The sequence below is a fragment of the Sphingobacterium multivorum genome (assembly GCF_039511225.1).
Taxonomy (GTDB): Bacteria; Bacteroidota; Bacteroidia; order Sphingobacteriales; family Sphingobacteriaceae; genus Sphingobacterium.
Genome location: NZ_CP154261.1, coordinates 2,600,987 through 2,615,340 on the forward strand (window position 1 = coordinate 2,600,987; position 14,354 = coordinate 2,615,340).

Annotated in this window: 15 protein-coding genes; 7 read left to right on the forward strand and 8 right to left on the reverse strand. The window is 41.6% G+C overall.

What is annotated here, in order from left to right:
* Nucleotides 1-7 precede the first annotated feature (7 nt).
* Entirely contained in the window at nt 8-625 is a 618-nt protein-coding gene (locus AAH582_RS10560) for a histidine phosphatase family protein (RefSeq protein ID WP_343322107.1), read from the forward strand.
* 136 nt (nt 626-761) lie between these two features.
* Here the strand turns inward: AAH582_RS10560 and AAH582_RS10565 are convergent, their stop codons facing one another.
* Nucleotides 762-1,058 carry a hypothetical protein gene (locus AAH582_RS10565; protein WP_046676044.1) on the reverse strand — a complete coding sequence of 99 codons (297 nt, stop codon included), beginning with the start codon at nt 1,056-1,058 and terminating at the stop codon, nt 762-764.
* A gap of 128 nt (nt 1,059-1,186) precedes the next feature.
* On the reverse strand, nt 1,187-1,978 hold the full coding sequence (locus tag AAH582_RS10570; RefSeq protein ID WP_343322108.1) for an alpha/beta hydrolase: 792 nt from the start codon (nt 1,976-1,978) through the stop codon (nt 1,187-1,189).
* Nucleotides 1,979-2,084: 106 nt separating this feature from the next.
* Between AAH582_RS10570 and AAH582_RS10575 the strand changes: the two genes are divergently transcribed.
* Nucleotides 2,085-2,495 (forward strand): winged helix-turn-helix transcriptional regulator, encoded by a 411-nt coding sequence (locus tag AAH582_RS10575; RefSeq protein ID WP_312208626.1) that lies wholly within the window; start codon nt 2,085-2,087, stop codon nt 2,493-2,495.
* Between the two features lie 15 nt (nt 2,496-2,510).
* On the forward strand, nt 2,511-2,975 hold the full coding sequence (locus AAH582_RS10580; protein WP_343322109.1) for a DinB family protein: 465 nt from the start codon (nt 2,511-2,513) through the stop codon (nt 2,973-2,975).
* A gap of 197 nt (nt 2,976-3,172) precedes the next feature.
* On the opposite strand, the gene AAH582_RS10585 is transcribed toward AAH582_RS10580, so the two are convergent.
* Nucleotides 3,173-4,948: a hypothetical protein gene (locus tag AAH582_RS10585; protein WP_343322110.1), complete on the reverse strand. Its 1,776-nt coding sequence runs from the start codon at nt 4,946-4,948 to the stop codon at nt 3,173-3,175.
* 23 nt (nt 4,949-4,971) lie between these two features.
* Nucleotides 4,972-5,145, reverse strand: a complete 174-nt coding sequence (locus tag AAH582_RS10590; RefSeq protein ID WP_343322111.1) for a hypothetical protein — start codon at nt 5,143-5,145, stop codon at nt 4,972-4,974.
* 848 nt (nt 5,146-5,993) lie between these two features.
* On the opposite strand from AAH582_RS10590, the gene AAH582_RS10595 reads away from it, so the two are divergent.
* The 3 genes from AAH582_RS10595 (at nt 5,994) to AAH582_RS10605 (ending at nt 9,214) form a co-directional block, all read left to right on the forward strand.
* Nucleotides 5,994-6,581 carry a Crp/Fnr family transcriptional regulator gene (locus AAH582_RS10595; protein WP_046676048.1) on the forward strand — a complete coding sequence of 196 codons (588 nt, stop codon included), beginning with the start codon at nt 5,994-5,996 and terminating at the stop codon, nt 6,579-6,581.
* Nucleotides 6,582-6,888: 307 nt separating this feature from the next.
* Nucleotides 6,889-7,737 carry an AraC family transcriptional regulator gene (locus tag AAH582_RS10600; protein WP_343322112.1) on the forward strand — a complete coding sequence of 283 codons (849 nt, stop codon included), beginning with the start codon at nt 6,889-6,891 and terminating at the stop codon, nt 7,735-7,737.
* Nucleotides 7,738-8,356: 619 nt separating this feature from the next.
* On the forward strand, nt 8,357-9,214 hold the full coding sequence (locus tag AAH582_RS10605) for a helix-turn-helix domain-containing protein (protein ID WP_343322113.1): 858 nt from the start codon (nt 8,357-8,359) through the stop codon (nt 9,212-9,214).
* Here AAH582_RS10605 and AAH582_RS10610 read toward each other — a convergent pair.
* The 4 genes from AAH582_RS10610 to AAH582_RS10625 all read right to left on the reverse strand — a co-directional run bounded on the left by AAH582_RS10610 (nt 9,186) and on the right by AAH582_RS10625 (nt 13,231).
* Entirely contained in the window at nt 9,186-9,422 is a 237-nt protein-coding gene (locus AAH582_RS10610) for a hypothetical protein (protein ID WP_343322114.1), read from the reverse strand. The genes AAH582_RS10605 and AAH582_RS10610 overlap by 29 nt on opposite strands.
* A 12-nt stretch (nt 9,423-9,434) precedes the next feature.
* Nucleotides 9,435-11,054: a helix-turn-helix domain-containing protein gene (locus AAH582_RS10615; protein WP_343322115.1), complete on the reverse strand. Its 1,620-nt coding sequence runs from the start codon at nt 11,052-11,054 to the stop codon at nt 9,435-9,437.
* 391 nt (nt 11,055-11,445) lie between these two features.
* Entirely contained in the window at nt 11,446-13,032 is a 1,587-nt protein-coding gene (locus AAH582_RS10620; protein WP_343322116.1) for a fimbrillin family protein, read from the reverse strand.
* Between the two features lie 19 nt (nt 13,033-13,051).
* Complete coding sequence (locus AAH582_RS10625; RefSeq protein WP_343322117.1) at nt 13,052-13,231, reverse strand: hypothetical protein; 180 nt, start codon at nt 13,229-13,231, stop codon at nt 13,052-13,054.
* Between the two features lie 676 nt (nt 13,232-13,907).
* Here AAH582_RS10625 and AAH582_RS10630 point away from each other — a divergent pair.
* Nucleotides 13,908-14,318, forward strand: a complete 411-nt coding sequence (locus AAH582_RS10630; protein ID WP_343322118.1) for a response regulator — start codon at nt 13,908-13,910, stop codon at nt 14,316-14,318.
* The last annotated feature ends 36 nt before the right edge of the window (nt 14,319-14,354 follow it).

A 14,354-nucleotide genomic window follows, 5' to 3' on the forward strand; every position in this document is an offset into this window, starting at 1 on the left:
AATATTTATGTTTGAGAAGAAAACTATCATCACTGTACAACATCCCGAATCTATCCATCATTTAAATGGGATGGTCGGTTCGTGGACAGACTGGGAGCTGACAGAACTTGGAAGGCAGCAGGCGGAAAATATCGCCACTAATCTGCAATTGGAGTTTGGGGATAAAAATTTTTCTCTGTATTCATCGCCACTTCGCAGAGCCAGTGAAACTGCCGAAATAATCGGAGAGGCCTTTGGGCGCAACCCACAGTTCATGAAGGCGTTAAAGGAAAGGAATCTAGGCAGAGCGGTGGGGCAGTCGGTACAATGGCTGAAGGACAATATCGAAAACCAAGAGCTAACCTGCTTTGATAGATGCTTTAGTGATGCAGAATCTCGTTATGATGTTTGGCAAAGGCTGAAGCCGCTGTATGAAAACATCTGCTACGGGGAGGAAGAATATGCGCTATTGGTCTCGCACGGAGACACTTTAGGAATATTCCATGTGATGTGGTTGGGGCTGGATGTCGAGATGCTGGATAAAATACAGCTTGCGGGCCGCAGCGCCGGTGTTACTATTCTTCAACAGTCGACCACAGGAAAAAGAGTCATCAGTAAGCTGGGGGATATGAGCTATCAATTATGAGCTATTAATATATCCAGTTTACATAAAGATATCATAGGTCGCAATTGTTTATGGCTGCTATTGAAGCCACATTGTTAGGGATGAATATTGACCGGTTCATGATCTTGGGTATCAATAAGGTAGTTGTGTAACTACCTTATTGATGCCTATTACCTTTGTGATAATACGAAATGTTTTTGTTGATCGCCTGCGCCGAATCATTTCTTTCAGGCGATACCGTGGCGGGGGCGTATTGCAATGACACAATATCGCTGCTGTCGATGTCGGGCATTTTAAGCGGACGATACCACGAAGGTGGGTTTGTTAGATTGCCCGTCTGCTTGCGGTCTGTTTTTGCGGTTGATTCTTGTACAGAACGCTGTTTCCAACGCCTGTAGACAAGCAGTGCTGCTCCAGCAACTGCCGTGATAACGAGTCCGATTTGTGCTTTCATGCTTTCTTCTTTACGAATTGAACAAAATTCCTTTCCAATTGAACAAAGCTCCTTTCAAAAAGTTCAATAAAAAACAAATCAGCTTTTTGGTCCATCGCAATAAGGTCTTCCAACAGTGCATTCGAACGTTAGTCCACCAGTGTCACCAGCATATCAGCCAATTTTGTAGGTGCTGTGAGCATGGCATCGTGGCCCGTCGCGATCTCCCGATAGTGCCAGTTGAGTGTGTGGTCGGCGCGCACTTTTTCGCTCATCTCCTTCATAATGGGCAGCTGTGGATCGGTACATGCGATATAGACCAAGGGTAATCCATTGCCATACTTGTTTTTTAAGTGCAGCCGCTGTGCAAATGTGCCAAAGGGTTGTGCGCTGAGCCTTTCCTTGACCCAGGAAACCATGCCGGGGGCTGTAACACCAAATAGTGCAACGTCAAAAGGTGCAAAATTCTCTTTCCGCTGAATGTTTTTGAGCTGAATTTCTTGCACTGCCTTGGGTTGCAATGAAATGGGGCTCTGGCCATCTTCAATAATCATGGCGTCGAGAAAAATCAATTTGTGTAATCGTGAGGGAATGCGATCGGCAACTCCGGCAATCACGGCACCGGCATAGCTGTGGCCAACGAGATACAAATCGTGCAGATCTTCCATCTCGATCAGGTTGACGATGTCCTGGATATGGGTGTTGATGTCGACCGAAGGCTCGATCAGGTGTTTACGTTCACCAAGCCCCGTCAGCGTCGGGGTGTATACCCTGTAGTGAGCATCGGTGAGCTGCTGTGCAACGGCCTGCCAGCACCAGCCGCCATGCCAGGCCCCATGAACTAGCACATAGGTAGGCCGATGATCTTGGTGTTGAGCGTATCCAATTAACATGCCGCAGCTTAGCAGGACAAGCAGAAATAAAGTTCGCAGTTGTTTCATTTTTTTATAATTTTATACTGTTTTTAATACCTGACAAAGGTATAGGCAAGCTTTTGTCCGCACAATAACTCATCCTGAAGTGAGTGGCAATAACTCGATATTTAAAATGGCAACACCCCGAAAAAAACAATCCACCAACACGGAGAATCTACAGACTTTGGCACAGGCATGTGATGTGAACGAAGTACTGTTGCAAATAGCGTTGCGTTGGAAAATGCAGATTCTATACTGTATTGCAGCGGATGTATCGCAATTCAGCACCTTAAAAAAAATGTTTCCGACACTTTCAGATCAGGTACTGAGCAAACGTTTAAAGGAGCTGAAAGAAGAATCGCTTGTCGTTACCGAAGAAATTGAAAACACCGTACCGCCTCAGATACGCTATAGCCCAACAGAAAAGGGTAAGGAACTGTTGAAGATTATCCTGAATCTGCATCACTGGGGGCTAAAATGGAAAACTACAGGCAATAACTATTGCCAAGTGCATTCGGAAAGCGATCAGGATCGCGTTTTTTAACCCTATTTAAATCTTATGGATTCACTCTTTCGCGCCTGGCAAACAAGCCGTATGGCTTACCTCAAGTTCTTCGAAAATTATTCTTTGGAACAGCTCAATCGCATTCCCGAAGGCTTCAGCAATAACCTGATCTGGAATATCGGGCACATCATTGCCACACAGCATAAATTGATTTACATCGGATCGGGGGTAGAGGGACATATCCCCGAGGAGGTGTTTATAAACTACCAATCCGGAACACGGCCGAAAGCGCTTGTATCACAACAGGAAGCAGATCTGCTTAAAAGATTGCTGTTCGAGCAGATTGAACCGACCATCCGTGATTTTAATAATAAGGAGTTTGTTCGTTATCAGGAACGCACAACCGGAACAGGCTTTCACTTAACCTCCATATACGATGCCTTCGAATGGAATAATTTTCATGAAGGACTGCATTTGGGGTATATGATGAGCATTAGAAAGTTTATTGCGTTGGATTAATGCTTACGATAAGGACTTATTTTGACCCCTCATGTTGAAGTTCCAGTGACAATGAATCACCAAGGGACAAAGTCCTGGATATTGGTACCGGAGCAGGTAAAATCTGCCGTGTTTGCGGGCATGTGATTATTGTCTCAATCTTTGGCGGAAGATGGATTAAGCCCAGCAACTTATTCGTGCTGGGCTTCGTACTGCTGTTATTTTCTTACACAGCGGACATTAAATCCATAATTGCCACCATAAGCCCGCAATGCTTTTGTCTGATAGCGTATAGAATAATAAAAAGGCTTTTGGTAATCTACCGTTGCATCATCTACCATGCAGACCGCATTGCTGCGGCTTCCTGTACTTGACCAGTAACCCATCGATACCTGTTGTGTAAACGGTCGGTTGATGTGTGAGTCTATGCTTTTTCTTGTGGCATTGATCGTGCCGTCCAGGCGGTAACCATTGAAGGTGAAGATCAGCTTATCACTATATCCCGAAAAATCGCCCTGACCTTTCGGAGAACCACTGTCAACATTGATGCTCTGGTTCACAACAGCATACCACTGGTAAGTATCTGCGGTACGTATGGAGCCACCCTGGTTGGGTAGACCGTAATATTCGTAGCTGCTTGTATTGACCACGCTTGTCAGCTCACTTTGGGTAGGCATACGCCAGGTATTTGCGGGATATACCAGCACACAGGGGTCTCCACTGCCCGCGATACCTGCTGGTGTCGTCGCTTTCCAATTCCAATATTCTGATTGAGAATTGCCATCATAGGGCGGGATTCCAGCGTCGGCTTTGAAACGGTATTTGTCGATCTGACCGGAACTGCCATCGTACCATAGATCACTTCTCGCCCAGGAGATGCCATTGACTTTAATTGCCGATTCGATCAATCGGGTGCTCAGCTCATATTGATCGCCTGCTCCAGGGTTGAACGATGGGTTGTTTAAGGGCAAATAGGTTGACGTAGTGCCATATTTCCGGGTAGATAATGTTGTCGTTGCTGGGGGATATAAAATCTCATGGTCCAGCTTGATCGAAAAGATCGGCTGTATCGTTAAATTCTTGGCGACGATCTGTGTACCGGTTGGGAGGATGGTGTAAATAGAAACCGTCTTTACCAGATGACCGGTCACTGCAGGGTCCTTATCTGCAATATTGGCCGCAGTATATGGGGCATCAACGGTTTTCAGGGTGCCGAATTGGCCCGTCAGCAGATCGAAATCTGCGGCGTTGACCAGGCTCTTGAACTGTGCTCCCGTGCCGGTGCCGATCAGAAGTGATTCAAAGGACTGAATGCCGCCAAATATTCCCCTGGTATCGATATTGACATCAAAACGGACTGTTTTATGATCAAATACGATTTCCAGTAGATTTTCCCCAGCTTGGGTATCCAGTGTGCCCGATGCATACAGCACATCTTTGTTGGCTATATCCGCAGCTGCAATTTTTCCCTTGTTCAGGTCGGGTACTGTACTTGCGTTGATCGAAAACGCTACCCACTTATAGCGCATGCCTATTTCGACAGGAATTTCGGGGTTTTTACCCACCGTGGCAACGACATTGTGCAGCAGGTTTGTGCCGTCCTGGTTGAAGATCAATAACCGATAGCTGGTTGTATCCGGCAAAGCGGAAGCCGTCGTGTTTGTGGCTGCTTTTTTTGCAGAAGCCAGCAGGTTTTGTTTTACAAACGGGCCTTTTGAGGAGACTAGGGCATCAAAGCCATTGGCTTCAATGAACGTTTCATCCAACGGCCGATCAGCCACATGGTTTGCAAGGGCGGCCTTTGCCGTCAGGCTATTGACTTCCGATGTTGTTCTCGGGCTACTACCCTTAACGCTTACCTTTAAGACATCGCCATGTGTTTGTTCGGGTGCTAAATCTTCCTGGTTTGATTTACAGGAGTTCATCGCGATGAATATCGTACCGAATACGGCCCAAAAAAGGAAAGGGCGAATGTGTTGTCTGAGTTGTTTCATGTTAAATCGTGTCATTGGATACCTTAAAAATCAAAGTCGTTTGAACCACCACCGATATCGCCCTTATTGGACCAATCATTTGCACCTGGAGAATCTGGTGTAGTAGGGTCTCCGGGGCGCATGGTGGCTCCAGAACCGGCAGCGATGCCTTCTTCCATTTCAATAATTGTCACATCGAGCATGGGGGTGATGTACACCTTTTTTGAGTTTTTTTTATTTTCCATCGTATTTCATTGTGGCTTTACTTACTTGGTCTGATCTGTAGGATGCTAAAGTGAATTGGATCGGATTATTCTGTGCAAATGTTTGCTATTCAATTCGTTGTACCGTGAAGATGTGCCTATTTTTTACAGCCACAAATGTCGAAAGATAACCTGGACTTATTTATGCACAAAAATGAAGAAGTTTGGTACAATTTATCTATTTCCGCATCAATTGACAATGCTGTGTGCAGTCGGGCATATACTTTTTGTAACCTGTTCGCACCAAATGCACTTGGAAAAAAGAAAGCCGAAGAATCTGATAAGAGCTGATGCCGCGCTTGCAACACCGACACGATGATTGGCCAATAACTGCCTGTCCATGGAAACGATTGAATTGACCTTTAGCGGCTGATAACCCCTGATGATCAGCGCCGATTTTTGGGGGGTAAGCAAGTGGTCTTTCACTTGGTGACGGGTAGGCTTTGAACTCATAATGCTTTTATTTAATGATTGTTGTATTCTCCAGTGGGCGTTTTTTTTTGTTTAATAATTCTAACCTAAAGGTAGGGATCTGACGGGCGACAAGACTTAATGCAGGTCAAGAAATGCAATTGATAACAAGAAATTGGAATTCCCTTGGTTGGGGCAGTAGAAGTTTCCGTTAGCAACAAACACACAGAAATTATGATTTTGTAAAGTGATTGAATAAATTGGAAAACCCATAGAATGCGAATAATCTGTTTATTTGTATATTCCATCTGCTATTCCATCTGCGGGTGGTGACAATAGTGCAATTTAAACGGATATAATCTGTCACAGGAATAAGGATTAACGACTTACCAATGATTAATTTGCTTATTGAAAATATCGTCAAGTACGTGGAACTGGAACCTGAAGAAAAGAGAAAGATAGCAGCAGTGGTCTCGCTGAAGAAAGTGAAACGGAGGGAAATGCTCCTACAGGTTGGAGAAGTTCAAAAATCGATCATTTTTGTGGTGAAAGGCTGCCTGCGCAGTTATGCTTTGGATCATAAGGGATTTGAACACGTACTGCAATTTGCACCAAACAACTTTTGGATAGGTGATCTAACCAGCTTGAAGCTGAAGCACCCGAGCATTCTTTACATCGATGCGATATTTGAAAGTGAGATCCTGGTAATTTCCCATACAGACTTTGAAGCACTTTACCATGCCGTTCCAAAGCTGGAACGTTGTTTTCGAATATTATATGAAAGATCCATCGCAGCATCGCAGCGCCGGATTGTTGAAAGGCAAACGCTGCCGGCATTTGAACGGTATCTTTGCTTTCTAAACAGATTTCCCGATTTATGCCACATATTGCCCAAGCGGATGATCGCATCTTACATCGGTGTTACACCTGAGTTTTTCAGCCGACTGGTGCATTTATCGTTTAAGCATAAAAAAGAATAACATCTGGTCTTTTTATAGCTGGTACAGGACAGTCGGTAGAAAAATCCGCATTTTTGGATAAGCTTCGCTTTGGAAGGTGAAGCTGGCCGCTGTTTTTACCGAAAGTTGCGGGATTTATTGGAGAAGTTGCTGTAATTATTACTTTTTCGAAATTTACTGACAGGGATTGTAAATTGCGGCGTATTGCCGTTGTGTCCATGCGAGATTGGTGGTCGCGTCGTCATGGCTGTACGGGTTGATGCAAAATGCTTACACGTTGCTAAAAAGTATTTTTCGGTCGTCCATTCGATAGTGAAAATGTTTACAAATGAATAGAACAAGATGTTTGGAGCGTAACTTTGAAGAATACCAAAATAAGCTGGATTCAAATAACGAGGTGTTGTACTATCCGCTGATCGGCAAGTCGGACACAACAGAAATATGCCGGCATGATTTTTTTCTGCTCTTGCTGGTTGAAAGTGGCACAGGAATCCATACAATTGATTTTATCGATCATCAGATAAGACCGGGGCAGTTGCATCTCGTCCTTCCCGCCCAGCTGCATCTGCTTGAAATCAGCAAGGATGCTGTGGTACATCAGTTCCTGATCGCTACAGAAATATTTAAAATATTTGCTGGGTCTTTCCGTTTTGGAATGGCGGTTTATCGCAAAAGCCCGGTATTTGATCTGAATGAGGAGGAGTTTTTAAGTCTGTCGAACGAATTTTTAGGTATCCGTCGAGATATTGAAAACAAGGAAATGTTTAGGAAGCTCGTTGTTGCCCGGTTATTTGTCATAGGCTATTATGTGAGTCAGATGGCTGCTCAATTGGTGGAGGATAAGACCGTATACAAAGGTCACCCGCTACTATTTGAATTCTTGGCACTTATAGATAAATATTATACGAGTCATCGAATGGTTGCTTTCTACGCAGAGAAATTGAAGGTGACCCCCAATTACCTGAATGTACTGTGTAAAAAAGATTTTTATTGTAAAGCAACTGAGCTTGTCGACGACAGGGTTTTATTGGAAGCGCAAAGATTGTTGATAGCCGGGGTTTCTATTAAAGAAACGGCTTTTGAGCTCAATTTTTCCGATGTGTCTTATTTTTCAAGATATTTTAAACTTCGGACAGCACAAACGCCCAAAAGTTTTCGGGACATGTACTTGCTATAGCTTCACAATTTACCTATCGGGGGCCACAAGGATTTCTATGTGGCCATTTTTATGCTTTTTTTTTAAGAGCGCTCAGAGAAATGAGCGCTCTTCTGCTTATGAAAAACAGCTGGGCAAATCGGGGCGATTTCCAGCGGACCTTAATACAAAGTTCCTGTTTCGGAATGATAAATTCCTGGTTCAACATAATAAATTGTTTTATTAAATTATCCAATCGCTTTATATAATTATAACTAAATCAATCGCTGAAATTTACTTCTTCGTTTCGTTATAGAGCCGAATAAGAGCTTGTGATTGAACGGCGCTGTCGCTGCAAAGTCAGCTTTCTCGTTCAGTTAGTTATGCTTAACTCGTAAGAAATAAGGTGTTTGTCGTGTTTGTTGCAGTAGTTATGCCTTTTTTTAATGGGAGTCTTTTAAAGCAGGTACCGCAGGTTTTAACGAATACCATCGGATCGGCAGGGGCTTGAATTGGCCCTTTTGTAACATTCCTGCTATTGAGAAAAACTGGAATTTACTTTTATTTTTACCCTATCCAATTTTATATCAACATATAAAAGCGTTGCGTGTCAAATGGAAGCTGCTATGTTGACTGAATGGGTTTTTAGCTATAGTATGCAATGAAAAAGAAAAAATACAAGACGGAATTATTTAAGGATTTTCAACAAAAGCAGGGACTTCCCGGTGATATTATCTGTTATGAAATTGACCAGCCTCTTTATCAGGCTATACCTAGAGGGCTGGATTTCTTTTCATTTATGCTGTTCGAACATGGGAGTGGTACGCATACCATCGATTTTGTGGAATACCCGATTTATGACCGTCAGATCCATTTGATTTTTCCTGGTCAGGTTCATACCTGGCGTATTGAGGGCAACGTGAAGCTGCACCTCATTTTTGTTGCGGGGGCGACTTTCAGCATCATGGAGGATTACCTGGTCTATCCCGTGGAATATTATATGAAAAATCCCACGCTGAGCCTTTGCACCGAGAATTTTGAGGCGATTCTCAGTGAGTTCAATGGCATTAAAAGAGAGCTAAGAAATGAACATTGGCTTTCGGAAATCATATTCTCTAAATTCCGCGTAATTAGCCTGATGGTCAATCGGGAGATGCTGGGCAGAATCGATCGCGGAAGCTATGGGAAGCCAGAGGCGCTATTTACCCGATTTTCGATATTGATTATTGAATATTGCAGAGAGAACAGAAAGGTTAGTTTCTATGCAGAAAAATTGGGAATCTCGGCAAACTACTTAAATATACTCTGCAAAAAGCATCTCAATATGACGGCGAATTCTTTTATTGCCAAAGAAGTCCTGAACGAAGCCAAACATGAGCTTATCATTTCTAAAAAATCCATCAAGGAAATTGCTTTAGAACTGAAATTTAACGATATCGCTGGTTTTTCAAATTACTTTAAAAGACATGCGGGTATTTCGCCCAGACAATTTATAATTGACCAAAGAAGAGTGGACTAGCATTATATTCCACTTCTGGGTAGGATTTGAGCTTATTGGAAACCGGTATTCGCCAAGTGCTCTGTGAACGATCGAGAAATACATAGACTTCAATAGTAATATTCTTTCCGTTTCGGAAAATAGCTGTTTTCTTGAAATCGGGAAATTGCTGGGCGCCGGCGTGAAAAATAACCAGCATAGTCAATTGGATGAGGATTGTTCTTAACATATACTTAGCTGATTAATCGTCGGAACCTGTTTTTAGCTGACTGATAAAATAGGAGGGGGTAACACCACGTTCTTTCTTAAAAGCGATGACAAAAACCTGCGGTGAGGCATAGCCACATTTTTCTGCCAGATAGCTAATTTTGTATGCCCGATACTCGGGTTCATTGTATAATTTTTGGACTATGAAGTTTATTTTTAGACTATTAATGTAGCTGTTGAAGTTCTGCGCCCTATGATTTTTGATCACCTCAGATAGATACTTAGGGTTTGTGCCCAGCAAGTTGGAAAGTGAAGTTAGAGTCATTTCTTTTCGGAGGAATTTCTCTGTTCGCTCAAAAGTTTCAAGCTTCTTGAGCAATTTTTTTTGTGCATTTTCGGAAATAATGATTTTTTTCAAGCTCCCGGCTTTTTCTTCGTTAGTAGCTTCGTATGATCTTTCTTGGGGTATCTGGAGTCCTTCAATGAGTTGATCATAATTTTTGCGATAACGACGCTGCTTTTTTGTTGTGTAATAGGAAACTCCTGTCACTGCACTTAGGCTAAACAATATGGCGATAGCGACAATCGCCATATTGCGATTCGAATAAGTTGTTTTTGTCTTTTCTTTTAATTCGACAATTTTCTTTCTGGACAGATCGATGGCATTCTTTTTTTGAGCTTTCGTTAGGCTATCGCTTAGGATGGTATATAAGCGTAGATATTTAAGTTCTTCCGCGCTGTTTCCCAGTGCTTTATAAGCGTCTTTCAATTCGCTATAGGCATCTAGCCGTTCTTCAGGTTTATTCTTTATTTTTTCATGTTGTAGTACCTTTTTGGAAAATTCAATACATTTATTGTAATCGCCTTTTGTCAGATAAAATGCGCTCACAGATTCGTATACTTCAATATCACAGAGTTTGAAATATTGTGGATGTGTATTCGAAAATTGCAGGGCATTCTGGAAATACGTTTCTGCTAGGTTCAATTTTGGTGGATTGCACTTATACGTATAAGTTATTCCCATATTCATCAATTGGAAGATACGCAAGTAGTAATACCTGATTTTTTGATATTCGGATAGATCATTTGTAGGAATTGACTCGACAAATTCCAGACTCTTTTTGGTATAATAAAGTACAGAATCATTGCTGTCCTGATGCGAGAAAACTCCAGCGAGAAGCATATTTTTATTGGAAAGATAAAGGTTGCGGTCTACTTTGTTTTTTATTTTGTCCCTGAATGTTGCTGATTTTAGCATTTCTTTTGCTTCAGAATAGAACCCCAATCCCATAGTTGCTGCTACGCGATTGACGTGAATCAAACTTAAAGCGTACTCATTTGCCTGTTTATGTGCTAACTGCTCTGCTTCATTACCGTAATTTTCAGATAAGACATAATCACCCTGTCTTAACGCATTCCGTTGAAGAAGAATTAGTCCGCGAAGCACACCTGCTTCAAAATTAAATTGCTTTGCAGCATGAAGGATGCGCTTGATCTTATCGCCGCTTGTTATTTGGCCAATATCATTATATTCCAGACTGTCATATTGCATCAAGAGATCTTTTTCCCTTTTTAAAGTACTTGCAAATTGCGCATTACAGAAGAATGGAATAAAGAAAGATAATAGATATGTCCACACAGTTCTACCCATCATATGATCCATCATTTGGTATTATAATTACTAATTCTTCAATAAAAACTCGAGAGCAATTGATCCTAATCGGTTGAGGTCAAGCTAATGGCTGAGCTATTTGTTTTTCAATACTATAATTTACGAATAAAATCCAGTATTTCGTTCGAATCAGGCTTTTTTTATTCGGTATGAATTGCATTATATGTTGTCCCTTAAAAAGAGCATTGGTATGGCTTTTACTGGTGTGATCCAGCAGTATGAAAATTGAAAAAAGGCGCAATTAACTTGCGCCTTTAATGGACTCTCAAATAATATAGGTTGATTTTGGTATATGCCTCTTCCCATTAAATTTAAACAAGAACGCATTACTGTTATAAATTAGAGACATACGCTATTGAAATGCAAACTAAATTTAAGGAGTCACATCCTTAACGCAACGAATAGGATAACGATCGTCGATATTTTCAGAATCCAGGCTGAAGGTAAGCGTGCCACCATCAAATACCGCAACATTAATATTGCCGGTACCATTGCCACCACCATCGGAAATCTGGTAACCTCCGAAACCTTTTTGTCTCATCGCCGTGCCACCGTTTCTCTTGTAAGTTCCAGACTTATAGAAATAGAGTTTATCGCCATTTGATGCATTAAAGAAAATATAAGAAGTCAGCGGACTATCATCGGCCTGACCACTCGGGTTGTTTGTGCCACCTCCCAATGGGCTAGCTACTAGCGTTTGGAATTCTGCGAAAGTTGGAATTCTCCAGCCAGCACCCATTTTCGCACAAATATTGTTATCAAAAGGATTTGGAGGACTTGGACGTGTACCATCATCCGGAATCAGATTAGAATCAAATCTCCAATAATGGGTCGGTTCATAAGTCAGTCCAAGGTGGGATGGATCATCGAAGGAATAGGTACCTGTGCCATTTGAAGGACCGTTGTAAGCTAAATTACCCTTCGCCCAGATCAGGTTGCCGATCTGTACGCCATCGGATGCCTTTATGGTTAGATTAAGATTATATTTTACCCCTGGAGCGATGCGCAATCCACTAACTTGGAGGTTGCTTTTGGTAACACCGTTAATCGTAATCGAGGGAATATTAAATACAGCAGGTGCAGCGGTGCCGATACAAACAAGTGTAGGAACACTGCTTACAATAGAGCTACCCAGAGCAGAAAAAGGTACTTGTGCTGAGGTAGCAGATCCATTATAGCTGAGCGCAGCATCCGAAAGTTTGATGTTTGCTGTCGGATAATGTGGAGCAATATTGGCGCTTACAGCAGAAATATTACCTATTGTAGAAGCGTCAATTTTTGTTGTAATCTGGCTAAACTTATGCTTTAAAGTTATATTTAATTGATTTGCGCTAACATTGGAGACGGTCATCGTTGTCTTGAAATACATCAAGTCTGTATTGCCATTTACACCCGTTAATACCGCTTCACTCGATTTACTCTGTGTATCCGTCCAACTTGGGGCAACGACATCGTTATAGGAAACGACAACAAAGTCATAAGAAGTATTAGCTGCTAAACCCGTGATATTTCCTTCAGCTTGTTCACTGCCTGTTGTATATGTTTTTTGAGAAACATAATTTCCTGAAGCTGTTTCGTATACTAACACCGTATATTTCTTCCCTGAATCCATTTTATCCGTGGTACTGCCAGCCGCTCTCAATCGGGAAGAAGCCTGCAGTGATCCCTGTGACGACACCGTTGGTGTTAATGTCGCAACTAAGGACAGATTATTGCCAAAGGGAATAATTGCTTGCTGGGCTGAGTTCTGAGATCCTGTCCCCGCATTCGTGGAACCAATCTTAATCGGGGTCGGATCCTCACTTGCAATCCCCTCCATTTTAACTTTAACAACGACGCCCTCGCTTGCCGTTGTTGTATTATCATCACGTTTACAAGAAAATAGACTGATCCCCGCAGCCAAAAACAATAGCGCCGTTTTGACCGGTATACTGTTTAAAAATCGTTTTAATTTTATCATGTTAAATAGCTTTTATGAATTACCAATTGATCGTTTTGTCTTCGCTGTCTGTATCCCATTGCTGTGTTGGCTCAACAGATCCCGCAGCAATCCCATGTTCCATCGCAATGTGTTCATGGGCAACTCGCGGAGAGATATACATTTTCTTGTCGATGATCGTATCAATTGACACGACAGATCGTTCTTCATTTTTTTTCATTATTTTTTATTTTAATTGTTTAACACCCGAATTTTTTAGGCTCCATTATACTTTGTTCAATAGGCGGGCCTCTAGTGATAGCGCTAAATTCTATGCGATTCTTGCTGCAATATTAGGGAGCTAAAATTGAACAGCAAACTGAACTTTGGAAGGATTATTGAAAATATTCTATGTGTTGTTAAACAATAAAATCATGATTTTTTTATTCCCTGTAATTTTGTGTCAATTGTTTGTTTATTAGTATTTTGTGTGCTATTGGTTGCTGAATGATTACGGTATTTATGCTATTGATTTTATTCGATAATTGATATCATTTTTTTTGTTTTTTTGCGCGCACACTTTCGTTTTTTTTCTCCTAATATTTTTGGTTTTTCAATTTAAGTGGGACAGTAATAGGCTTTGAAAATGCAATTATGAGCGGGTACTATTTGTGGAAGTTGAATGATGCAGGTGAAGTCTATCAATTGCCCCTCTAGCTACTTATTTCGGATAAATTTAGAATGAATAATTACGGAAATCCGTCTATAGCCGATTTGTTGAATCTTAACTACTGTATTAAACTTGCAGTAGCATTCGTCTATTATTTATCCAACCAATTGAACGGGAGCGGTCAAGATAAGCGAGCTGATCTCATGAATAGGGGGGGGGTAAAAAAAGGAGATACAATTCAGGTATTATGAGTCATAAAATAAAACTGGTTTTTGCTGATGATAGTGTCTTTCAGCAAATCATGATAAAGGCATTGGTTCGAAATATAGGTAGCTATGATCTACTTTTTACCTGCAGGGATGGTAACGAACTTCTCTATGAACTGGAGCGAGCACTTATATTGCCTGAAATATGCATCATTGATCTTCATATGCCAGTCATGAATGGCGTGGAAACAGCCAAGGAGATAAAGGAAAGATTTCCAACAATAAAATTGTTTGGCTATACGTCCACTCAAAGGGGGGAAGAAATTGATTGCCTTAAACAGAGTGGAGTACTGAAAGTCTTTGGTAAAAGTCAGCCAAGAAATATGTTAAATGAGATCGGTCTGTTGATGAACAAAGAGATGAAGAATTTGTATACTATGGCGAGAAAGTAACCTCCTATGCTAAGCTTACTTTCTCGCCAATTAGTT